The following is a 25,656-nucleotide window of genomic DNA, read 5'->3' as shown; positions in this document are numbered from 1 at the left end:
TATGTTTAGATTTTGATTTAGTTACCTAAGTTATACACTAGATTAAATCCTCCGTTAATTGATTGTCTTGGGAAGTTTGTAGAAATTGCATAATCGAATGTATTATGATTATAATAAAATGAAACCGTTAAGTTCTTATTTAAATTATAATCTGCTAAAAACTTTAATCCAAATAATCGTTCACCTCCAGTGATTTGATTATTCTGCTCGTCTATCGATCGTATTAATGTTAAATTATCTCTTAAAGAAACATCAGCTCTGAAATTAATATCTCCCTTTAATGTTTCTTTTTTACCAGTAATTCTGGTAATAAACTTAACATCTTTAATTCTATAACCTAGTCCTAAAACGTATTCTGTTCCCTTAATATCTGTTAACGTGTTGTTATTAAAGTTAAGTGTTAAACTTCTATCTTTTTTAATCTCTCCACGGAATGAAAATGAATTTCTCATTTTCATGTCTAACTTAATTAAAGGTGAGAATTCATCTACTAATGTTGCCGACGAAATTAATAATTCTGGTTGATAATTCCCCGAACTATTTGTTAAACTAAGATCATTTGGATCGAACTGTAAGTTATTTGTGTAGTTAAGAATACTATACGATGATTTATAACTATGCGATAATGTAAAAGATGAAAACCTCTTTTTAAACCACTTAATCTTCATTAGACCGTTGTAACGCATTGTCCAATTTGGAATTGGAATATTTCTAAAAATTCCAGTATCTACATCGTTAGGATTTACTCCTGAATAAGCTGCAAGGAAAGCTGGTAGCATTGACTGCTGACCTTCTTTTTGAAAAGCATTAAAAATACCATTTGGTTGTGCCTGACTTGCCAATCTATTCGATATAATTTGTCTATATCCAAGGAACTTTTCATATAGTGCATCTCCATCTTCAAACATTGTTCCTAACATAAAGTGACTTATATTGAAGTTACCTGTTTCGAAAGATCTTAAATCAGGATTCTGTCTTACAGTTCCATCTGCAAACTCAACAATATCTAATTGTTGCGTTGTATTTGATGTTCTTATTCGAGTACCTCTTAAATCTATTGTAAAATCTTTAAAAGGTTTAATTGAAATATTAAAATCTAATTTATTTGCTTGTGTCTGCGCAAAGTTTTTGTTGAAATAATCTTCATCTTCACCTCTAGTTACTAACCAACCTTGCTCAATACCTCTACTTATAATATCGGTTTGACTTCCGAATACAAACCCTAAAGTTGGAGCTGCACTTCCGTTAAAATTAGATCTTCCTAGGAAACCAACCGAAGGTCTATACCCTTGTAATAATGTTCCGTTTTCTTGAGAATAACTTACTTTAGCTCTCTTTACAGCAGTTAAAACATCATAAGTTCCTTTTAATACTTTTTGCGCAAAAGAAGCATTCTTTTTAAGTTTTGGTTTAGGTGTGTTTTTAGTTTTTGCTCCTAAAGCTACTTTACCTTTTGTTCCTCTTTTATTAGTTCCTTTTAGTAATAGTTTTTCTAAACCTAATGTTTTATAGAAACGATTAAAATCAACTGTAGCATTAATATTATGCTTATTTGAATTTTGAATCATATTACCAACTTTATCTTCGATACTAACATCTACTGAATTTCCTGCAGCATCTGTTTCAGTAATTGTACTTCTAGATGAAGCTTGCCAGTCGAAATCGGCAGTATAGCCATAGTCTGAAGTAATAAAGTTTAAATATGGTAATTTATTAATTGGTAAATTGTACGTAGCGTTTAATGTTTGATGATATTGATTTCTTCTACCAAAAGTAAAAAACTGATCGAAAATCTCGAGATCTTCATCTTCACCAAAGCTATCGTAGATATAATTGTTTGTTGCTTTAAAGTTTAAATTTAAAGAACGTGTTAAATCGAAAACTATAGCATAATCCCAATCGAATAAGAATCTTCTTTGAATTAATTCTGGTTGAGCTACGGGTAAATCGACTAAATTTCTTGATTGTTGTAAATTATAATTTCTGTTAATCTTAGAATTTAAAGCTAATGACTTTGGAAGTGGATTAAAGTTTAAATCTCTTATAAACTTCCAATGTTTACTCTTTAATTTTTCAGATTTTTTAAACGGTTCTAAACTCCAAGGTGCGAAGTTGAAATTATAACTAGCACCCGCCATTAAATTCTGATTTACAAATCTCTGAATATTATAATCTCTGTGAAACTCTTCATTAAAAGCATAAGAAACAGAAACATTTTCTACATCGTAGAACTTAGGTTTCTTATCACTTTTCGGATTTCTATTTTTCTTTACATTGATAAAACTAATACTTTTTCTTCTTGTGTAATCTTGAGCATTTTCAGCATTACGTTTTACCTGATCTGAACCTGAAGCTTTAGCATCGGCAAGTTCAACATCTTGATATTGCGGATCGAATTTAGGATCAATAAATTGCTCTCCATAACTATAACTCATAGGAACTTGCATGTTCCACTTTTTAGGCATCATTTTACCTAATTGTACATTAGTAGCTACGCTATATTGTTTATTTTCTTCTAAACTTCTTTCTTGAACTCTTTGATCTACATTACCAAAACCAACTGTAGACATACTACCTGCTAATGTTACATCTGCAACATCTGCAAAGTTAGCATCTGCATTTAATACAGCTGCCCATCCTCCTTTATTATCGAAACCAACAGCTCTTAATTCGTTAAACCAAACTTCTCCACTTACATTATTTGTGGTATTATTTTTAACTCCTAATAAAACTGTTCTAATTTGTGCTAAGGTAGGATTACCTTTCACTTTTATAATTAATCCATTAGATGCTGTTCCTGTATACACATCTGACACAGCAGTTCCTGTACCATCTCGCTCTAACTTTAAACTTGCTAATTGAGATAAAGGAACATCTAAATTATTTGCTTCCGGCCAAACTTCTTCTGGAACGTTGCTTAATGTTGATAAAATTAAAGGTTTTTCAATTTCATAATAGTTATCATTTAAGTCGGTACCTAATCTAATAACTGCATTCATTTCATTATCTCCTAATACACTACCAGGAATTGCTTCAGCGTGTAAGAACATTCTTAAATTTTTATAACGACGTAAATCGATACTAATATTTTTAAATATTGCTCTTGCTTTATTAGGCTCTAAATCTGTAACAGTAATTGTAGACGATTGTTCATTTTGTCGTTGAATTCTATTAGTTCCCTGTAATTGTTCTCTAGGAATACCTGGAGGTAATTCATAACGATCATCATTTTGTTCAATACTTACAACTCCAACTTCAAAATTATTTAGGTCTGTATTATCTAGATCTTCTTGAGGGTCAATTGCTGGATCTAAAGTTCTGGTATAACGCCTCCAGTCTCCACGAACTAATTCTAATTCTGCAAAACGTAAAATAACCGGCATTCTAAATTGCGTTAAATACATACGCATAAAACGAATACTGTTAAAATCAGTAATACCTCCTACTGCTTGTGAAAACCCATTTCTTACAGGAATTCTAAATTGATACCAAGTTGTACTTCTTGTTTCCCCATTAGGTAAAGAAATTGGTTCAGATTTCACATCTACAATAAAGTTAGATCCTTTTACTAAATCACTTCTTTTTAATGAAACCTCATACTCAAAATAAGCACTAACCGCATCCATGGTTTGATCACGGTTTAAATCTTCAGCATCAGGATAAGTAGAACCTGATGTTGGAAAATCTTCACTAGATTGATCAATTGTAGGTGAGTTACCTTGTGTACCATTATAATTTTTATAACGTGTAAGAATAGAAGCTCCAATAGCATCAAACTCACTTCCTCTAAAGAACTGGAAATTATCCCCTGCTGGATCATTTCCAAAAATACTTCTAGCTTGTTCTACATCTGCAATACCTGGGAAATTTTGAACAATTTTTTCAAGCTCTTGTGTATCGTTTAATCCATCTAAACCAACATCTTGTTGTGATCTCTCATCAGCATCTGTACTAAACGCATATAAGATTGACGGATTTCTAGGCACATTACCCCAAACCGTTTCAACTTGAGGTGCTGGATTTTGTGTTGTAGACAAACCATTTTCGAATTGCTTTTGTGAATCTCTTAGAATATCTTCAGAAATACTACCTAAGTTTAAAAATAGTTTCCCTTGATTGACATCACTTTGAGGATCTACTCCTGATGGTAATCCTTCTTCTGCAGTTAATGAATATCCTTCATATGGATCCATTAACCAAAACTGCACATATTCTACATTCGCTTGCTCGAAGTTATTTGTTGTTGTTAAGGCTCTCATTATCCCACCCCATTTATCTTCTGGATTTCCTGCAGTTTGATTAAAATTATAAGGTCCTCTTTCATTTGGATAAAAAGCTAAATCTAAAGTTCTAACTAAGTTTAACTGAGTAATATCTAAATCTGTGTTTGGAAATAATTCAGAAAAACTAACTTGACGCACCTCATTTCTCGATAATTCAATATCATTAATGTTTGATGGTCTATTCGCACTATTTGAATAAAATAACTGGTCGATACTATACCATGCTAATTTAGCTCTGTTATCATTATATCGTAAATCTATGTCTTCCGAAAATGGTTGAGACAAAGGTGAACTTGCTAGTGCCCATTGCTGTGGAGAAGTAAGGTTAACAGGAATTTGAGTTGCCTCAAAATCATCTAAATATGAAGTTGCTGCTCCATTAACATCAATTCCGCTAGGTGAACCTGGTAATAAATAAGCCATATCTGCTCTAACAGATAAATTAGATGGCGCATCAGTTTCAACAAACGGTAATTTATTTGCAAGCTTTGTAAAGTAAGGTACTTCAGTAGAAAAATCGACATTTAAACCAAACATCATATTATCTATTGGTTCTGCACCAAAATTAACTTTTGGAGTAATTGGACGTTCTGTAACATTTAAAAATGTGGCACCAAGAACAAAATTCTCATTGAATCTATGCTCTACATCAACTCCTAAAAATGTTTTTCTTTGTTGGTTAAAAAATGTGTTATTTTCAACCGAAGCATTAATTGGAACTCCCGATGCTTCTAAACCTGGATCTAAAATCTGAACTCTTCCTAACTGATAATCTACAACATAATCTACTCCTTCTACTAAAGTTCTACCTCCAGCAGTTACTCTTACAGATCCTCTTGGAATATTGAAAGCACCTAAAGGAATACCTCTACTTGTCTCAGATTTGTAATATCCTTTTAAGAAAAACTTATCTCTATCTTGAAATTCATTTTTAGCTTGAATTTTTGTTGTAGAATATAACTGATCAAAAGCAAATCGTTGTCTATCTGAAGCATCCGTAATTGCTAAATCTTCTCCAAAAGGTTCTGGTTTTGGAAAATAGATTAATCCTCTAGCAGAATTCACTGTAATTCCTTCAACATAATCGAAAAAACCATCTCCACCATCAACTTTAAACTGACTTTGATCCAATTTATCAATTTCAAATAAGTTTAGTAAAGTTCTATTTAGTAAACTAGGATCATTTGCTCCTTGTAACGTGTTTTGTAAAATTCCTGTATTATCATCCCTATATAATAGCTCAAAACGAAAACCATCTTGATTTAAAGGTACAGCTCCTAAAGCATAAACGTTTTTCATCATTAAACGCCAAGTTGGAAAAGGAACAAAATCATTAGGTGCTATTTCTCTTCTTGTAGTTAAAATTTCACTACGTAATAATTTTACAGCAATGTTAGATGGTGCATTAATTCCATCATTAGAAAATTCTCCTACTTTATATATAGTTTCACTTACTGGACCTCCACTTTGTTGAGCTCCAACTACTGTATATTCATAAGCAACAGCTAATACTTCTCCATCATTAAGTCTCCTATTTAAAGAAATAAAACCTAATTGAGGATGTAATGTATATTCATTAGGCTGTAATTTTCTAGCATTTTGTAAATATGAATAATCTCTACCTTGAACCATTTCTGTTGGAACTGTAGTATTTATTGTTGCTACATCTCTTATTCCTCCATTATCAACAAGTAAATCATTAATATCATTTACTCCATTATAAGGTAAATTTTCACCTCTTACCGTAATTGGATTGTTTACAACATCTACATAACCTTGCTGGAAAACTCCACCCACCGCAGTTGCACTTACTAAATTATCTGGTTGAGATTCTCCAATATCTGCAAAAGCAACAATACTTCTAAAATCTGTTACATTTTGATTCCTATTTGTAACCCAAACTTCAATTCTATTGATGTTAATAGGACTATTGATTAATGGATAATTCTTTAACGCAGTTTCGTAATTCTCTCTAAAAAATTGAGATAAGAAGAAGTGACGGTCATTATCGTAATCTGTTGCTCTAATTTCAAAAGTTTCAATAGAACCTCCTGCTTGTGCTACTACATTATTAGACTGGGAATTTTGTTGAGAAAACACAGAACGAATTGTAGTTTTTCCGAACTGAAAATCTGCCCTTACTCCAAATAAAGCTTGTGCTCCATTAATTAAAGAGTTTTTAATTGGTAAACTAACATTACCTGCATCAATTTTTTGAATAATATCATCTTCGGTAGGTGTGTATTCTAATTTAATGATATTTTGAAAATCAAAAGTAGTTTGCGTATCGTAATTCGCAGTAACTTGCAACCTCTTTCCTACTTTTGCTTGTATACTTGCACTAATTTGCTGATCAAAATCAAAAGTAAAACTACTTTGGTTTTCTACAGAAATCTGAGGGTTCTCGGTATTTTGAAAAATCCCTCCTAATTTTATACTAATTTGACCTGTTGGAATAACTTCAACTTCAGTTCCTCCAAAAACAGATTCAAAAAACTTAGAATTCACATAATACTTTGGCAGTAAATTCTTTCTTCCTTTTTCTCCTTTTTTATTAGGATTTGCAGCATCAATCTTTTCTTTAAAGTATGTTTTTACATCATTCTTTAATCGAAACTTGTCGTATTCTCTAGGAGTTAAAAACATCGGAGTTCCAATTAAATAATCTCCAATCTTTTCTACAATTACAAATTTACCGATTGACTCATCGTAAGTAATCTGAATAGAACTCGGGTTATTTAAAAAGAGGGGTGCTTTTTGATTGAAGTTAAAATTATATTTTAGAGGAATAACAGTATCTTTTTTTCTAGATATTGAATCATTCTTCTTTGTTGTATTTTGAGCAAATAAAACAACACTTACCAATAAAGCAAGTGCCGTTAAACATTTATTGCGAAAATTTTCTCCCAACCTTTTTACAAATTTTTTAGTGCCTTTTTAATCAGCTCTTCTACACTTGCTGATGGCAATTCTTTTAAAATATCGTTTACCACTTTACCTGCTTGTTTACGTGCAAAGCCTAAAACCTCTAATGCAGATAACGCTTCTTCTTTGTTTGTATTGTTTTGAACCACTGAAACTTCATCAATATCGAATGTCTTCAATATCTTTTGTTTCAAATCGATAATGACACGTTGAGCTGTTTTTGCTCCTATACCTTTTACCGATTGGATTACATTTACGTTTTCTGAAGCGATGGCCTGTTGCACGTCCTCTGCTGTCATTGAAGACAACATTGTTCTGGCAATACTTGGACCAACACCTGACACAGAAATCAGTAATTTAAATACTTCACGTTCAACTTTGTTTATAAATCCGTAAAGTGTATGAGCATCTTCACGAATAGATAAATGTGTGTACAACAATACATTTTCGTCGTTGGGGAGAGCAGAGAATGTATTTAATGAAATATGGAGTAAATACCCCAATCCATTACAATCAACAACTACATACGTAGGATTTTTTTCAACTAATCTTCCTTTTATTTGTGTAATCATTGTTCTCTTTTAACAGACGCCTAAAGTAGTAAATTTTTTACTATTGTAAAACCAGTAAATCACTACTTAGGAATCGCTTAATTTTGCTTTCTCTCGCTCTTGTGCATCAACTATTGCTACTGCTGCCATATTTACCATTTCATCTACACTTGCTCCTAATTGTAATACATGAACTGGCTTACTTAAACCTAATAAAATTGGCCCAATAGATTCTACTTCATTTACCTCTTTCATTAACTTATACGTAATATTTGCAGATTCTAAATTTGGAAAAATTAAAATATTAACTTTATGACCATTTAACTTAGAAAACGAAAATTCTTTAGATAACATTTCTGCATTTAATGCAAAATCGGCTTGTAATTCTCCATCTACAATAAGATCAGGGTAATTTTCATGCATATAAGCAACTGCTTCTCTAATTTTTACAGAAGTTTCAGACTTTGTAGATCCAAAATTTGAAAAACCTAACATTGCTACTTTGGGCTGCATACCAAACATTCTCGCTAAAATACTTGTATAGCGTGTTATCTTTGCTAACTCTTTTGCAGAAGGATTTATGTTTATAGTTGTATCGGCTAAAAACATTGGTCCTTGCTTTGTTAACAATAAATTTGTAGCAGCTATTTTCTGCACTCCTTTATCTCTATCAACTAATTCTAAAATAGGCTTAACTACAGATGAATATGGTCGCGAGTACCCTGTTATTAAAGCATCTGCTTCTCCTTCATTTACCATCATAGAAGCAAAGTAATTACGTTGACGCATCCATTTTTCAGCTTCTAATAAAGTCATTCCTTTACGTTGACGCTTTTCCCAAAACAACTTCCCGAAACGTTTCGTTCTTTCAACTTCTTCTGGAGTTTTAGGATCTATAATCGGCACATCGGCATCGAAACCAAGCTCTTCTTTTAACTCTAAAATAATCTCTTTATTTCCTAAAAGAATAGGATGACCTAATTTTTCATCATACACTCTTTGTGCCGCTTTCAACACATCTAAATGATCTGCTTCAGCAAATACTATGCGTTTAGGATTTGTTCTTGCTCTGTTATGTAAAATCCTTACTTCTTTACTTCCTGAACCTGAACGATCCATTAATTCATTTCTATATCTCTCCCAATCTTCAATTGGCTCTTTTGCAACCCCACTTTCTATTGCTGCTTTAGCAATTGCTGGTGGAATTTCATAAATTAATCTCGGATCAAAAGGTTTAGGAATAATGTAATCTTTACCATAAGAAAGACTCACTTCATCGTAGACTATATTTACTTGCTCTGGTACAGATTTTTTAGCTAAATCTGCTAATGCATGTACCGCAGCCATTTTCATTTCTTCATTAATTTTAGTAGCTCTAACATCTAAAGCTCCTCTAAAAATAAATGGAAAACCAAGCACATTATTCACCTGATTAGGATTATCAGATCGACCAGTTGCCATAATAATATCGTCTCTGGTAGCCACTGCTAAATCGTAATCGATTTCTGGCTCTGGGTTTGCCATAGCAAAAACAATAGGCTTGTTTGCCATAGACAATAACATTTCTGGACTTACTACATTCCCTTTAGATAAACCAATAAATACATCAGCATTATTCATTGCTTCTTCTAATGTATTTAAATCTCTATCTGTAGCAAACTCCTCTTTTTGTGTCGTAAGATTTCCTCTATCTTTTCTAATTACACCTTTACTATCGCACATTACAACGTTTTCACGTTTTGCTCCTAATGCTAAATATAAACGTGTACAAGAAATTGCAGCAGCTCCAGCACCGTTAACTACAATCTTTACTTCTTCTATCTTTTTACCATTAATTTCTAATGCATTTTTTAACGCTGCAGCAGAAATAATAGCTGTTCCATGTTGATCGTCGTGCATAACAGGAATATCTAACTCCTCTTTTAAACGTCTCTCAATTTCAAAAGCTTCTGGTGCTTTGATATCTTCAAGATTTATTCCTCCGAAAGTTGGAGCAATAGCTTTTACTGTTTCTATAAACTTATCTACATCTGTAGTATCTACTTCAATATCAAAAACATCAATATCTGCAAAGATCTTAAATAGCAAACCTTTACCTTCCATAACTGGTTTAGAAGCTTCTGGACCAATATCGCCTAATCCTAAAACTGCTGTTCCATTTGATATTACAGCTACTAAATTTCCTTTAGTAGTATATTTATATACGTTGTCTTTATTTTTTGCGATTTCTAAACATGGTTCTGCTACACCAGGCGAATACGCTAATGATAAGTCGTGTTGAGTTGCATACTTCTTCGTTGGCACTACTGATATTTTACCTGGCTTAGGCTTAGCATGATACAATAGTGCTTCTCGTCTTTTACGTGATTGACTCATAAACTCTTTTAGTTGATTATTTAAAAAATAAATATAGTTGTTTTGTTATAACTTTTGAGGTTTGATTAAAAAAATATGCGTTAAAGTAAAATTGGCAAGATGTATTTGAAGATAACTATCAGTAATAAAACAGCTAAGCAATTTAAAATTAAACCTGTTTTCATCATGTCTTTTACTTTTACATAACCACTTGCAAATACAATTGCGTTCGGTGGCGTTGCCATTGGTAACATAAAAGCACAACTACTTGCTATCGTTACAGGAACTAATAAATTCACTATCGGAATATTTAACCCTAAAGCTATTCCTGCCACTACCGGAGCTAAAACTGCAACTAAAGCTACGTTACTCATTAACTCTGTCATAAATAACATTAAGAATATTAAAATAGAACCTGTTAAAAACACACCCAAATTGTACGATGCTATTGCACTAGAAACTTGATCTACAATTCCGCTACTCGACATTCCTTTAGCTAGTGCTAAACCTCCTCCAAACAATATTAATATCCCCCAAGAAAGCTTCTCAGTATCTTTCCAGTTTAATATAAAATCTCCTTTTTTGAAATTGAATGGAACCGCAAAAATTGCCAATGCAGCAAATACACTAATCATTGTATCTGTAAGCTTTAATTCTGGAAAAACTTTATTTATTACCGCTCTAAAAATCCATAAAAAAATAGCACAAGCAAAAACCAACAAGACAAACTTCTCACGTTTTGATATTTTTCCAAGCTTTTTTAATTCTGTATGAATTACTTCTTGAGAAGCCTTAAATTTTAAATTTTTATTTGGATACATAAACTCTACCAACACCAAATACACAACTGAAATCATTATTAGAGAAAATGGAAGACCGATAGTCATCCACTCTAAAAAAGAGATTTCTATGTTATACTCATTTTCTAAAAAACCTATTAAAACAGAATTAGGTGGCGTACCTATAATTGTTGCTATTCCTCCTGCATTTGCTGAAAAGGCAATTCCTAACATCACTGAAACTGCAAAATTCTTATCGTCTTTTGTAAAACCATCTTCATCATCTATCAATAATTGAATTACCGATAAAGCTATTGGCAACATAACAACTGTACTAGCCGTATTGCTAATCCACATACTTAACAATCCAGTAGCAATCATAAAACCTAACACCACTTTTTTGGGTGTTGTTCCTGTTAATTTAATAATAGATAACGCAATACGTTTATGCAAATTCACTTTCTCTAAAGCTAAGGCCATTACAAATCCTCCGAAGAATAAAAATATAATCGGACTTCCATAATTGGAACCAACTTCATTCATCGGCATAACTTTCAGCAAAGGAAATAAAAGCAAAGGAAGTAATGCAGTTACAGAAATTGAAACTGCTTCTGTAATCCACCATGTAATCATCCAAAGTGCAACACTAATAACTTTATCTCCACTATTAGAAACAAGTTCAAAAGGCAAAACACTAATAATCAAAAAGAAAACAGGCCCTAAAAGTAAACCTACTCTTTTAGCAATTGGGTATTTCATTTTAAATGCATTCTTTATGATTTAAATTCTGTTTCATAATACGTTGTTGCATCATCTAAAAGCATTTGTAAAATTTGCTTTTCGTGCTCAACTCGTTTACGATCCCAATCTAATGTTTTAACACAATCTTTCAGCACTAAATCTTTGTATTTAAAGATGCTGTGAATATCAAAATACAATCTTCCTGTTCTTCTTACAAAGAAATCCGCTAATCCATTTACCATTTCAAAATGAATACAATACCAAAGTTCTGCACGAATGAAACGCTCTTCGATTGTTCCTGATAAATAAAATGAAAAACGCTCTAAAATCTTACTTGCATTCTTTCCAAAATTTGTAGCCAAATACCAAGCATAATCTTCATCATCAATGCCTAAGTTCGCCAAATTAGTTTCCAATTCTTTTTCGTAAGCTTGAACTTCTTCCGAAGAAGACATTGACGGATTCACTAATGAAATATGTTCTGTTTCTGATTTTTTAACTGATCTCCTACGCTTTTCACTCATGGTTTTTAAAACAGCATCAATTACTCGATGTGCCATTTTTCGATATCCTGTTAATTTTCCTCCTGCGATAGAAATCAAACCTGTATCTGAAACAAAAATCTCATCTTTTCTTGATAAATCTGACGGATCTTTTTCCTCTTCGTGAATTAAAGGACGTAATCCCGCCCAATTTGATTCAATATCATCAATTGTTAAATGAATTTCAGGAAACATATTATTAATCGCGCTTAACAAATACTCAGCATCAGTAGCAGTTGCCACTACTCTATCTAAATCACCAGCATAATTTGTATCAGTTGTTCCTACGTATGTGCAACGACCTCTTGGAATTGCAAAAACCATTCGTCCATCTGGAACATCGAAATAAATTGATTGTTTAATTGGTAATTTCTCTAACGGAAATACAATATGCACACCTTTGGTTAAATGCAGGTGTTTATTATTTAATGAATTGTCTTTTCTACGTAATGTATCTACCCAAGGACCAGCAGCAGACACGTAATTATTTGCTTTAATATTTAATGTTTTACCAGTATTGTGATCTATACAGTTTAAACTTTCAATCTTTGATTCACTATTGTAGACAAACGATTCCATTTCACAATAATTCACAATTGTGGCTCCAAATTCTGTTGCTTTCTTTAAAATTTCTACTGTTAACCTAGCATCATCAGTTCTATATTCTGCGTAATAACCACTACCTAAAGTGATACTTTCATCTAAAAGTGGCTCTTTTTCTAAAGTCTGTTTTTTATCCAACATTCTTCTACGATCGTCACCATCTACATTTGCTAATAAATCATAGACTTTTAATCCGATTGCAGTCATCATTTTACCATAAGTTCCACCCTCAATTAAAGGCAACAACATTTTCTCTGGAATTACTAAGTGTGGAGCTAATTGATGCACAATAGCACGCTCTGTACCTGATTCTCTAACCAAACCAATTTCCAATTGTTTCAAATAACGTAAACCACCATGAATCAGTTTCGTTGATTTATTACTTGTACCTGAGGCAAAATCATTCTTTTCAATCAAACACACTTTCATTCCTCTAGACGAAGCATCTAATGCGATTCCAGCTCCTGTAACTCCTCCTCCAATAATGATTAAATCAAAAACTGTGGATTTCATTTTTTTTAGCTGTCGTTCTCTATCTAAAACTGAAAATCGAATTGGTTTTTGCTTTTTCTTTTTTCCTTTTGTTTGTGTTTTTTCAATTGCTTTAAGCCATCCTTTGTATTTCTTTTTTCTAGCTTTCGGAGTCATTTTTGTTTGAAAAATCGTATCGACTTTTCGTATAGTATCGATATCATCTAATGTCCAAACTCCAGATTTAATTCCAGCTAACAAAGCAGCTCCAAAAGCGGTAACTTCAATCATTTTTGGTCGATCTACTTCAACATTTAAAATATCAGACTGAAATTGCATTAAGTAATTATTCGCACTCGCTCCACCATCAACTTTTAGCGTAATCATTTCTTTACTACTATCGGTAATCATTGCATTAATTACATCTTTTGTTTGATAAGCTAAAGATTCAACAGTTGCTTTTATAATTTCATTTCTACCGGTATCTAAGGTCATTCCATAAATACTTCCTTTCGCTTCTTGATCCCAATAAGGCGCTCCAAGACCGGCAAACGCAGGAACTACATAGATACCTTTTAACGATGGAATACTATTACAAATCGCTTCTGTATCGGAAGCTTTATCTATAATTTTCATACGATCTCTTAACCACTGAATAGAAGCACCACCAACAAATACACTTCCTTCTAAAGCATATTTCGTAGGTTCATTTTCTAAAGTACAAGTTAGAGTCGTTAATAATCCGTTATTAGAAACAACTTGCTTTCTTCCGATGTTTAATAAGATAAAGCAGCCGGTTCCGTAAGTATTTTTTGCGATACCAGATTTAAATCCGCCTTGACCAAATAATGAAGCTTGTTGATCACCAGCAACTCCATAAATAGGAATTTGTTCACCTTCAAAATTAATACTACCAAAATCAGAAGAAGACTGCTGAACACTTGGTAATAATGATTTCGGAATATCTAAAGCATTTAAAATAGTTTCATCCCAAGACAAATCTTTGATGTTATACAACATTGTTCGAGATGCATTGGTATGGTCTGTTAAGTGTTTTTCACCGTTGGTAAATTTATAAATCAACCAACTATCAATCGTACCAAAACATAATTTACCTTGATCTGCTTTTTCTCTAACACCTTCAACATTATCTAAAATCCATTTTAGTTTTGTTCCAGAAAAATAAGAATCGATAATCAATCCTGTATTTTCCTGAATGTAAGAAGATAAATCTTTAGCTTTTAATTCTTCGCAAATCGCTTTAGTTCTTTTATCTAACCAAACAATTGCATTATAAACAGGCTTTCCTGTTTCTTTATCCCAAACCACAGTTGTTTCTCTTTGGTTTGTAATTCCAACCGCTAAGAGTTCTGCAGGATTTATATTCGATTTTTTTATTGCTTCTTTGAATGTTTCTAACTGATCCTTATAAATATCAATGGGGTTATGCTCTACCCAACCTGATTCTGGATAATGTTGTGTTAGTTCTTTTTGTCCAATACCAACAATTTCTCCATTAGTATCGAAAATTATAGTTCTAGTACTTGTTGTACCTTGATCGAAAGCCGCAATATATTTCTTCTGCATACCTGTAAATTCAGATTCAAATTAGTTTCTCCTAAAATAGTTAAAATGAATCATTCTAAAAGAAACATGACAAATATCATTCTTTAGCATTATTAATCTTATGATTTTTGTTATCAAACATTAAATACTAATACTATGAATCACATCCCCCCGACTCAACAAACAATAGATGAAGAAGTACAATGGAATAAAGAAAAAACCATTGTTAGTAAAACAGATGCTTTTGGAACGATATTATATGTTAATGATGTTTTTTGTGAAGCTTCTGAATACAGCAAAGTTGAACTTATTGGAGAACCTCATAACATTATAAGACATCCTGATATGCCTAAAGTTGCTTTTAAAGTTTTATGGAAAGCTTTAAAAGATGGAAAAAACTTTCATGCTATTGTGAAAAACAGAACTAAATCTGGAAAATACTATTGGGTAATTACAGATTTCATTATAGACAGAAATGAAAAAAATGAAATTACAGGTTATACTGGCAGAAGAAAAGCTGTACCAAATAGTGTTATCAAAAAAATAGAACCTATTTATAAAACACTAGTAGAAATAGAAAAATTAAAAGGAGAAAAGGCAAGCGAACTATACTTTAATGCATATTTAAACGAAGAAATAGGCAAAAGTTATGATGAATTTGTTCTTGATTTATTTGAAGAAGAAGTTGCAAAACAAAAGAAAAGAAATGCCATAGCAAAAAGAGAAAATATATTTAAAAAGGGACTCAACTGGTTTTTTGTAACTGAATACGAAATGAGTTGATTGTTGATTTGTGTGAACTACACCTTAAGTTAACTTTCTTACGGTGTAGTTTTTTTTATAAAATCTATAGTACTTGTTAAGCCTTTAAATTTCGCTCTTTTAACTGCAGATTTTTTAAAAACCTTACTAAACGTTTCTTGGGTTAATTCTTCCCAATCTCTTTTTTCTAATCCTAATAAATTTTCTTTTGGATTGAATAATGGTTCGTTATGAGGTTTTGAAAAACGATTCCAAGGACAAACATCTTGACAAATATCACAACCAAACATCCAATCTTCCATGTTTTCTTTAAACTGACTCGGAATATTATCACGCAACTCAATCGTTAAGTACGAAATACATTTACTTCCGTCTATTTGATTATTAGGCAATATTGCATCTGTCGGACAAGCATCTATACATCGTGTACATTTCCCACAATGATCTGTTTCAAAAGGGTGATCGTATTCTAATTCTAAATCAATAATTAACTCTGCTAAAAAGAAAAAAGATCCTTGTTGTTTTTGAATTAATAAAGTATGTTTTCCATTCCAACCTAAACCAGCTTTCTCTGCCCAAGAACGTTCCATTACAGGGGCAGAATCAACGAAACAACGGCCATTAATCTCTCCTATTTCTTCTCGTAAAGATTCTAATAATTCAAAAAGTTTATTTTTAATAACATGATGGTAATCTTCTCCATAAGCATACTTTGCTAATTTATACGAATCAGAACTCTGAACTTCCTCTGGAAAATAATTATACGATAATGAAATCACTGACTTTGCTCCTTCTACCAAAAGCCTAGGATCTAAACGTTTATCGAAATGATTTTCCATGTAATGCATTTCTCCATGAAAACCATTTTTTAACCAAGTTTCTAAACGCGGAGCTTCTTTCTCTAAAAAATCTGCCTTAGCAATACCACAAGACATGAAACCCAACCTTTTAGCTTCTTTTTTTATGAATTGAGAATATTCTGCAGTTTTTTTCAAAAATTAAACTTTTTATTAACTACAAAATTACTCATAACTTTTAACTTTGTTATTCATTTACTAAATGTAAATCCAATAAACCCCAATATAAATCGTTGTAATAAAAAAGTAAGTATCATGAAAAAAATTGTCAAAATTGTAGTCATAACATTAGTCGTAATCATTGTTGCGCTAGCGGCAATTCCTTTCATGTTTCAAGATAAAATTGTTGCTCTTATAAAAGAAACAATTAACAATAACGTAAATGCTAAAGTTGAATTCGCGGATGCTAATTTGAGTTTACTTAAAAACTTCCCTAAAGCTTCTGTAGAATTAAAAGATGTTTTGGTTACCAATTTTAAGCCTTTTGAAGGTGATACATTACTTTACAGCGAATCTGTAAAAATTAAACTTAAACTTACTGAGGTTTTTAAATCTTCTAACAGTCAGTTAAATATAAACTCGTTCACTATTGATAATTCTTTAGTAAAAATCCATATTAATGAACAAGGAAATGCAAATTATGACATTGCGAAAAAAGACACGTCTAAAGCAGTAGAAGAAAAAACTGAAGAAGCTACCGGAGAAAGCAGCAACTTTAGTTTGTCTTTAAAAGAATATGCAATTACTAATGCAACTTTAAGATACCACGACGACAAAGGAAAAATGGATGTAGTTTTATCTGATTTCAATCATTCTGGAAGTGGAGATTTTTCTCAAAAAACAACAGAACTTGACACAAAAACAACAACAAATATCCTTTTTGAAAAAGATGGAAAAGCGTTAGTTAAGAATCAACATTTAGATTTGAATGCTGTACTAGCTTTAGATTTAGAAAACTCTAAATATTCATTCTTAAAAAACGAGGCACATATCAATCAGCTTCCGTTAATTTTTGATGGATTTGTTCAATTAAATAAGGACAATAGCCAAGAAGTTCATGTGAATTTTAAAACTCCGTCTTCTGACTTTAAAAACTTTTTAGCTTTAATTCCAGAAGAATACGCTAAGAATATTTCTGATGTAAAAACTACTGGTGATTTTAGTATTGTTGGTAAAGTAGACGGAAAAGTTACAGAAACAACTATTCCTAAAATTGATGTAACGATTGCCTCTAACAACGCTTCATTCAAATATCCTAGTTTACCAAAAAGCGTAAAAAACATTCGCATTAACACTCAAATTAAAAACACTACTGGAAATGTAGATGATACTTATGTTAATCTGCAAAAGTTAGCCTTTAAAATTGATGAAAATGAGTTTAGTGGAAATGCTAAAGTGAGTAATTTGACTAAGAATCCTTATATCAACTCTACTGTTAATGGAAAAATTGATTTAAGTCATATTGATAAAGTATATCCTTTAGAGCTTAAAAACGACTTAAGCGGAATTATAACAGCAAATTTAACTTCTAGCTTCGATATTGATGCTGTTCAAAATAATAAATACCAACGTATAAAAAATAGTGGTAATTTAGAAATTAAAGACTTCTTATTTAGCGGAGAACAAGTTGCCAATCCAATACAAATTAATGCAGCAAAAGTTGATTTTGCTCCTAAAAAAATATCATTAACAAAATTTAATGCCGTTACTGGTACAAGTGATTTAAATGCCACTGGTACAATTAATAATTTACTAGGTTTTTTGCTTTCAGATAAAAATTTACAAGGAAACTTTAACTTAAACTCTAACTCTTTTAAAGTTAGTGATTTTATGGTTGCTGAAACTGAAACCAGTGAAACACCTAAAAAAGAAACTCCTGAAAACAAAGAAGTACAACCTAAAGAAAAACTTAAAATCCCAGCATTTTTAGATTGTGTTGTAAACGCTTCTGCAAAAGAAGTTCATTACGATAATTTAAAACTTTCTAATGTTCAAGGAAAGTTAATTATAAAAGATGAAAAAGCTACATTACAAAATGTAAATGGAAATATGTTTGGTGGAACTATAGCCTTAAACGGAGCTGTAAATACTCAAAAAGAACAGCCTGTATTTGATATGGATATGGGAATTAAGTCTTTTAACATCAGTGAATCATTTAAAAACATTGAACTGTTTAAAATGCTTTCACCAATTGCCGATGTTTTACAAGGAAAATTAAACACCAATTTAAATTTATCTGGAAATCTTAATGATGATTTTACACCTAATTTAACTTCTATGACTGGTAAAGCTTTAGCGGAAGTATTAGCAACAAATGTAGAACCTAAAAACTCCAAAGCTTTAAGCTTATTAGATCAAAACTTAGGATTCGTAGATTTAAAACAACTGAACTTAAAAGACATTAAAACTAATTTATCTTTTGATAATGGAAAAGTGAATGTAAAACCTTTCAACCTAAAATATAAAGATATTGACATTCAAGTTGGAGGTAGCCATGGTTTTGATCAATTAATGGATTATAACGCTACTTTTAATGTTCCTGCAAAATACTTAGGAAGTGAAGTTAGTAATTTACTTGGTAAACTAGACAGTAAAGACCAAAACGTGAAAGTTCCTGTTACAGCAAACTTTTCAGGAAGCTTTACTAACCCATCGGTAAAAACAGACTTAAAATCGGCTGTTAGTAACTTAACTACTCAATTGGTTCAAAAACAAAAAAACAAACTACTAGACAAAGCTGTAGGTGGTTTATTAGGAAATAAAAACAATAAAGCTTCTGCTACCGATAATAAAAAAGATAATACAGTAAATGCTGTAAAAGATGTTTTAGGTGGTTTATTTGGCAAAAAGAAGAAAAAGAAAGATGAAAAGAAAAAAAATTAATTGTAAATAGTTGATTTTTAGGTTTTTATTTTTTATATTTGAATGAATGCAATTTTAGCTTAGACTTTAAAGCTTAATATCCCCTATTATGAAAAATTTTATTTCGCTCCTTGAAGCTTACTTACTCATTTAAGTTCTTTTCGTAACTTAAAATAAGTCATATACTACAGATATTTTATTTGTTTTACATGTCATGTCCCTTGGTACTTCTAATTAATAGTTAACGATATTAAGTAATAATATAAAAAGCCAGCAGTAAATAGTTGTATTAATAGTCCCTTGTTTAATTGAGTACAATAGTAAATCGTCAATATTACTGTTGTACTCATTTTACTTTCAATACATTCTTTAACATTTCCTAAATAATATTTCATAAATAATTCAATTATGTTTGCCACATAAAAACCAAACTATTGATTATGAAAAACTTTACTTTAGTTCTTTTCTTTTTAACTTCATTTTTTAGCTCTGCACAAATTAGAGGTAAAGTGGTCAACAAAAACAATGAACCTTTACCATTTGTAAGTATTTATTTAGAAAATTCTTTAAAAGGAACAACAACTAATGACAATGGTTTTTATGAGTTACCTACTTCAAAAAAAGGAAAACAAACAGTTGTATTTCAATTTTTAGGTTTTAAAACTGTAAAAAAAGAAGTTACCATTAATCAATTTCCTTTTGAACTGAATATTAAAATGGCTGAAGAAGAAAAGTTACTGGAAGAAGTAACAGTTTCTTCAACAGAAAACCCGGCTAATGTAATCATTAGAAAAGTAATTGCAAGCAAAGAAAAAAACACCAATAAATCGGGTAAATACAAAGCAGACTTTTATTCAAGAGGTTTATTTAAAATTAAAAATGCACCTAAAAAGATATTAGGTCAAGAAATTGGAGATTTAGGTGGTGGATTAGATTCTACACGTAGTGGAATTATTTATCTTTCTGAAACTATTTCAAAAATTTGGTATCAAAAAAGACCTAAAAACTTTAAAGAAGTTATTGTCGCATCTAAAGTAAGTGGACAAGACAATGGAATCTCTTTCAACAGAGCTGCTGATGTTAACTTTAATCTATATAAAAATTTAGTACCAGTAGCAGACACCGATATTTTTTCTCCTATTTCTAACTACACTTTTAGCTATTACAAGTTTAAACTAGTTGGTAGTTTTTATGATGAAAATGGGAAATTAATTAATAAAATTAAAATTATTCCTAGAAGAGAAAACGATCGTGTTTTTGGTGGACATATTTATGTTGTAGAGGATGACTGGGCTATTTATGGAGCAGATTTAACCATTACTGGAGCACAAATTAATAATCCAGCCATTGATGTTTTACATATTAAACAAAACTATAATTACGAGCCAAAATCTGGCATTTGGGCATTACTATTACAAACTATAGATTTTAAAGTTGGTTTTTTAGGTTTTAACATAGACGGAAGATTCTCTGCATCGTATTCAAATTATAATTTCTCACCAGAATTTAATACTGAAACTTTTGGAAAAGAAATTCTTTCTTTTGAAAATAACGCCACTAAAAAAGACTCGGTATATTGGAATGAATTAAGAAGTGTTCCTTTAACCTTGGAGGAACAAACAGATTACTTAGTAAAAGATAGTATTAAAGTTGTTCGTAAATCTAAAAAGTATCTAGATTCTGTAGATACAAAAAGTAATAAGTTTAAAATACTATCTCCTGTTTTAGGATATACATATCGTAATAGTTATGATAAATGGTCGTTAAGTTTTAATGGTTTTATAGAAAGCATTCGATACAACACAATACAAGGATTAAATTTTAATCCAGAAATATCTTATTACAAAAGAGTAAATGATAAAGGAAATGTTTGGAGTGTAAGTGGGTCTGTGAATTACGGGTTTTCAGACAAAAAATTTCGTCCGGTTGTTAGCTTTTATAAAAAATGGAACAACATAGATAAACCTCGACTTTCTATCTCTGCAGGAAATAAATTAAGTCAATTTGATGAAAGAGATCCTGTGAGCAATTTAAATAATAGTTTTTACTCATTAATGTTCAGGGAAAATTTTGCTAAGTTTTTCTCAAAATCTTTTGCATCTGTATCTTTCTCTAAAGAATTATATCCTGGAGTTCAATTATTTTCAAGTGCAGAATATGCTGATAGAAAACCAGTAGTAAACACTACAAATTATTCTTTCTTTAATAGAGACGGAACTTTTGAAACTAACAACCCTATCGATCCAACTTCTAATTCTGTTTCGTTTACAAAACATCGAATTATTAAAGCTCAAATAGCTACAACTATAAATTTTGGAAGTAAATACATTAGTTATCCGGATTCTCGATTTACAGTAAGAAGCAATAAATTCCCAACATTAACTTTAGGATACAGAAAAACATTTGGATCAGAAAATTCTGAGTTCCATTCTGATCTTCTTTTCTCAAGGTTAACGCAATATATTTCTTTGGGGAATATTGGTGACTTTGACTACAACCTTAGAGGTGGAATATTTTTAGAACAAAAAAACATTCCTTTTATGGATTTTTACCATCCTTTAGCAAATGAAATAGATTTAGCTCCTTCCGATCGTTTAAGCAGCTTTTTTATTATGCCTTATTATGATTTTAGCACCAACGACAGTTACGCCGAAATGCATACACAACATAACTTTAAAGGTTTTTTACTAAATAAAATTCCTTTGATTAATAAACTAAATTTTCATACTGTAATTGGAGCCAAAGGATACTTTTCTGGAGGTAGAAAACCTTATTCTGAATACTCTATTGGTTTGGATAATATTGGTTGGGGAAAATGGCGTTTTTTACGATTTGATTTTGTGCAATCTAATTTTAATGGAATAAAAGAAAATCGTTTCCTTTTCGGAATTAGTCTGTTTGATTAATAAGATTAATGAAGTACAATTATTAGATAATAGAAATTTAAAAAAGATCTCTTGTAAAGAACATTTAATTCAATATGGATATCTACCGAATTAACTCATTTATATAGCATATTAAAATACAAACGAGTCATGAAAATTCATGACTCGTCATTTTTTATTTTTAGCTATGTATTATTAACAAATTAGATATTTGTTTGCACACAACTAGAAGACTGTCCTGTTGGACATTTACGATCTGCTTTTCTTTCTGCTCTAGTCAAATTACAAGCTCTAACCTGAAAAGTATTTGTGTTATTACCACATTGACATGCAAAATAATCTCTATTAAAAAGCCCGCCACCTTTAACATCTTGCTGACTGGTTTTGTCTAATACTTCGATTCCTTCTAATTTTAAAATGTTTTGTAACATAAGATTTAATTTATAATAGTTAATTAATTCTTGAACTTTTATAGACAATCAAGTTTTTCGTCTACTCTTCGCGAATGAGGTTTTAAATGTGTGATAAAACTATTATTTTCTGAAAGTAGAAGCACTAGGGAATCTCCCCCTAAAACACTGTTAAATTCCCTTTTTTATTACATGATGTTTTCCTTTTGAAATATCAAAAACAATAGAATTAAACATCACTGTAAAACAATGTTGTTTATTTTTTGAATAAAAAATGAACTGAAATTAGAAAGTTGTATTGGTTACTTTTTTTCTTCCTTTAAATATTTTCCAACGAAAAAAGTTCCGAAAGGGATAATTGCTAAAAGACAAACTATAAGAAAATCTTTAACACTCCATTTTAGTTCAACCTTTAAAAGAGTTGCTAAAGCTAAATAACCAATAAATAATAATCCATGAGGCATTCCTAACCATTTAACATAGGTAGGATCATCGTAAATGTACTTAATTGGTGTTGCTATAAATAGTAAAAGAATGTACGATAATCCTTCTAAAAAACTTACTATTTTAAATATATTGATCATAATTAATATTAAAAATTAGCGAATAAACTCACTGAAAGGTTTCTTCCAGGAGCAGAAACTCCAGACGCAAACTCACGATAGTGCTCATCAAAAATATTATCTACTCTTGCCTGTAAGCTAAAATTATTACTCAAATTATATCTTGCAAAAGCACTTAATGTTTGCCAACTTGGAGAACCAAAATATCTTTCAGTTTCCTCAGTTGCATTTATATCTACTATTGGAGTTTGTTCGTGGTTGTCAATTCCTTCATCAATATTAAAATCAGTAATATCTTTCTTTGCATTAAAACGGAAATTAATTCCTGCTTCTACTTTTTTAGTCACGTAATTCACATCAAAATTCCCAAATAATGGAGGAATTGAAGACATTGGTTGATCTGTATCAAAAGTTTTTCCTTTTGTATAAGTAATAGAACCAGTAGTTGTCCAGTTTTTGAAAAGCTTCCCCTGATAATTTACTGTAAAACCAGTTACATAAGCATTATCTCTATTTACATTTGCTACAATATTGTTACCATCTACACCATCGAATCTAATTGTAGACTGACCATTTAAAACAAAATCATCTCGATAGATATAATTTGTTAATAAAGTGTAATAAACATTACCTCCAATTTTAAACTTCCTATCGTTAAAATACTTTTCTAGTCCTATTTCTCCACTATAAGCATGTTCTGGTCTTAAGTTCACATTTGGCACAGTTACGTTTCCTCCTTTTTCTCTTACCTTTCCAACATCATCGATATTAGGAGATCTAAACCCGGAAGAAATTACAGCATTCAATTTCCAATTTTTCGCTGGCTTATGAACATAACCTACACTGAATGTTACAGCTGTATTACTTAAACTGATATCATTATCTGGTAAAGTAATAAATGTATCATCTATCCATTTTGCTCTAAGCTGTGTATTAGTTAAACGTATACCTGAATTTAATGTTGACCTTTTAGATATATCTTGCCTATAATCAACATACAAAGCAGAACTTAAATAACTACTTCCTCCATCAGCATAACGAGATTGTACTGCAAAATCACCGTTAAAACCTATGATTTCATTATTTACAACATTTAATTCCTTTCCGAAAGAATTAGAATTTACATCATTATAGGCAACTTCGAATCCATACCCTAAATCTCTATGTTTTGCTAATGGAACTGAAAAATCACCATTAAGACTAAAAATATCTACCTCTTCTTCTCTGTAAGATCTTTGTAAACTACCAAATTTCCTTTGAATTCTACTCTCTTTAATATTTTGATAAGCCAATGTAAACACACCACTCTTCATCCATTTTTTCTTTGGATTAATTTCTAATTGTGGAGAAATTAACAAACGGTCTTGCGGACCATAATACCATTCTGCAAATTTCAATGTAGATGGATCTGCTTCATCAGTAAGTTCTGTTAATCTATCAAATCGAGGAACATCAGAAGATGTCGAATACTGAATGTTTATTTTAAGATCTGTACTTTTAGAAAGTGGCACATAAAACTTTTGAAGAATATCTGTTTGATTATATCCTGTGTTTCTTTGAAGGTTTGGATCTGAATTTAATGTTGGAGTTGATACGAAACGATTTCCTACATTTTCAGAGAAATATGTAATCTTTCCCCATTCTTGGAATCCATGAGATCTATTTTCTCCCATTTTTAAATCACCAAAATCACTATGTGAAACACTTGTAAAACTTCCCCATTTAGGAAAACGTAATTCTACAGAAGCTTGATTTGTAATTTCATTATTTATAGTTGAGAAACGTGAGAAAAAATTACTTTTTACTTCTTTATTTTTAGATAGTTTCGGAGTCTTAGTATAATAATGAATTACACCACCTAAAGCATCGGAACCATAAGTAACTGAGGTTGGACCAAAAACAACTTCTGTTCTATCTAGCATACTTGGAGCAACAGTAATTGAGTTTTGTAAATGTCCTTTTCTATAAATTGCGTTATTCATTCGAACACCATCAACAACTAAAAGCACACGATTACTTTCCATACCCCTTAACACTGGGCTTCCTCCTCCAAATTGTGATCGTTGCACTCGAATACCTGGAACATTTGCCAAAACATCTGCAGAACTTTGTGCTGCTATCTTTTGTATTTCTCTGGCTTTAATTACTTCTATTTGCTCTGCAATTCTTTTAGTCTTTGCTTTGTTCTTAAATACTGAAACTACAACTTCATCTAATTGCTCTGATTCTTTAGATAAAAAAACTTCATTATTATTAAGTAAAATCACTGATTTTTTACTTGAAAATTCGGCATAAGAAACATGTGAAAAGTAAATAACTTCATTTGAAAACATCGTAAGATCTACTTTACCATTTTCGTTGGTAACACCAGATTTGCTTTTATTTTTATTAAAAACTGCAACAGCTTCAATTACCTTACCAGTTTCCGCATCATAAACGGTAACTTCTTGTGAAAATAAGGTAGTAGAAACTAATAAAAAAAGTAAAAATATCCTCCTCAT

The 25,656-nt window shown here is 31.1% G+C and carries 12 protein-coding genes; 3 read left to right on the top strand and 9 right to left on the bottom strand.

Features of this window, described 5'->3' with window-relative positions; genetic code table 11:
* Positions 1-17 precede the first annotated feature (17 nt).
* The 5 genes from sprA to glpK form a co-directional block, all read right to left on the bottom strand.
* The gene (sprA, locus tag Q1A46_RS00580) at positions 18-7,193 is read right to left on the bottom strand and encodes a cell surface protein SprA (protein ID WP_299672814.1); all 7,176 of its coding nucleotides are present in this window, start codon (positions 7,191-7,193) and stop codon (positions 18-20) included.
* A gap of 5 nt (positions 7,194-7,198) precedes the next feature.
* Complete coding sequence (gene ruvA, locus Q1A46_RS00575; RefSeq protein ID WP_299672811.1) at positions 7,199-7,780, bottom strand: Holliday junction branch migration protein RuvA; 582 nt, start codon at positions 7,778-7,780, stop codon at positions 7,199-7,201.
* Between the two features lie 66 nt (positions 7,781-7,846).
* Positions 7,847-10,135 carry an NADP-dependent malic enzyme gene (locus tag Q1A46_RS00570; protein WP_299672808.1) on the bottom strand — a complete coding sequence of 763 codons (2,289 nt, stop codon included), beginning with the start codon at positions 10,133-10,135 and terminating at the stop codon, positions 7,847-7,849.
* A gap of 80 nt (positions 10,136-10,215) precedes the next feature.
* Positions 10,216-11,652, bottom strand: coding sequence for a DASS family sodium-coupled anion symporter (locus tag Q1A46_RS00565; RefSeq protein WP_299672805.1), 1,437 nt, complete (start codon positions 11,650-11,652; stop codon positions 10,216-10,218).
* A 14-nt stretch (positions 11,653-11,666) separates the two neighbouring features.
* Positions 11,667-14,837 carry a glycerol kinase GlpK gene (gene glpK, locus Q1A46_RS00560; RefSeq protein WP_299672802.1) on the bottom strand — a complete coding sequence of 1,057 codons (3,171 nt, stop codon included), beginning with the start codon at positions 14,835-14,837 and terminating at the stop codon, positions 11,667-11,669.
* A 135-nt stretch (positions 14,838-14,972) separates the two neighbouring features.
* On the opposite strand from glpK, the gene Q1A46_RS00555 reads away from it, so the two are divergent.
* A complete protein-coding gene (locus Q1A46_RS00555) occupies positions 14,973-15,599 on the top strand; it encodes a PAS domain-containing protein (RefSeq protein WP_299672799.1) in 627 nt (208 codons plus the stop codon).
* Positions 15,600-15,637: 38 nt separating this feature from the next.
* Here the strand turns inward: Q1A46_RS00555 and queG are convergent, their stop codons facing one another.
* Positions 15,638-16,573 (bottom strand): tRNA epoxyqueuosine(34) reductase QueG, encoded by a 936-nt coding sequence (queG, locus tag Q1A46_RS00550; RefSeq protein WP_299672796.1) that lies wholly within the window; start codon positions 16,571-16,573, stop codon positions 15,638-15,640.
* Between the two features lie 117 nt (positions 16,574-16,690).
* Here queG and Q1A46_RS00545 point away from each other — a divergent pair, with 117 nt between their 5' ends.
* Positions 16,691-19,318, top strand: coding sequence for an AsmA-like C-terminal region-containing protein (locus Q1A46_RS00545; RefSeq protein WP_299672793.1), 2,628 nt, complete (start codon positions 16,691-16,693; stop codon positions 19,316-19,318).
* 419 nt (positions 19,319-19,737) lie between these two features.
* Complete coding sequence (locus Q1A46_RS00540) at positions 19,738-22,203, top strand: DUF5686 and carboxypeptidase regulatory-like domain-containing protein (protein ID WP_299672790.1); 2,466 nt, start codon at positions 19,738-19,740, stop codon at positions 22,201-22,203.
* Between the two features lie 182 nt (positions 22,204-22,385).
* On the opposite strand, the gene Q1A46_RS00535 is transcribed toward Q1A46_RS00540, so the two are convergent.
* The 3 genes from Q1A46_RS00535 to Q1A46_RS00525 form a co-directional block, all read right to left on the bottom strand.
* Positions 22,386-22,613 carry a hypothetical protein gene (locus tag Q1A46_RS00535; protein WP_299672787.1) on the bottom strand — a complete coding sequence of 76 codons (228 nt, stop codon included), beginning with the start codon at positions 22,611-22,613 and terminating at the stop codon, positions 22,386-22,388.
* Positions 22,614-22,894: 281 nt separating this feature from the next.
* Positions 22,895-23,176: a DUF3817 domain-containing protein gene (locus tag Q1A46_RS00530; protein ID WP_299672784.1), complete on the bottom strand. Its 282-nt coding sequence runs from the start codon at positions 23,174-23,176 to the stop codon at positions 22,895-22,897.
* Between the two features lie 8 nt (positions 23,177-23,184).
* Positions 23,185-25,656 (bottom strand): TonB-dependent receptor domain-containing protein, encoded by a 2,472-nt coding sequence (locus tag Q1A46_RS00525; RefSeq protein ID WP_299672781.1) that lies wholly within the window; start codon positions 25,654-25,656, stop codon positions 23,185-23,187.

The sequence above is a fragment of the uncultured Tenacibaculum sp. genome (assembly GCF_947502995.1).
Taxonomy (GTDB): domain Bacteria; phylum Bacteroidota; class Bacteroidia; order Flavobacteriales; family Flavobacteriaceae; genus Polaribacter.
This window is presented reverse-complemented; position numbering and strand designations above follow the sequence as displayed.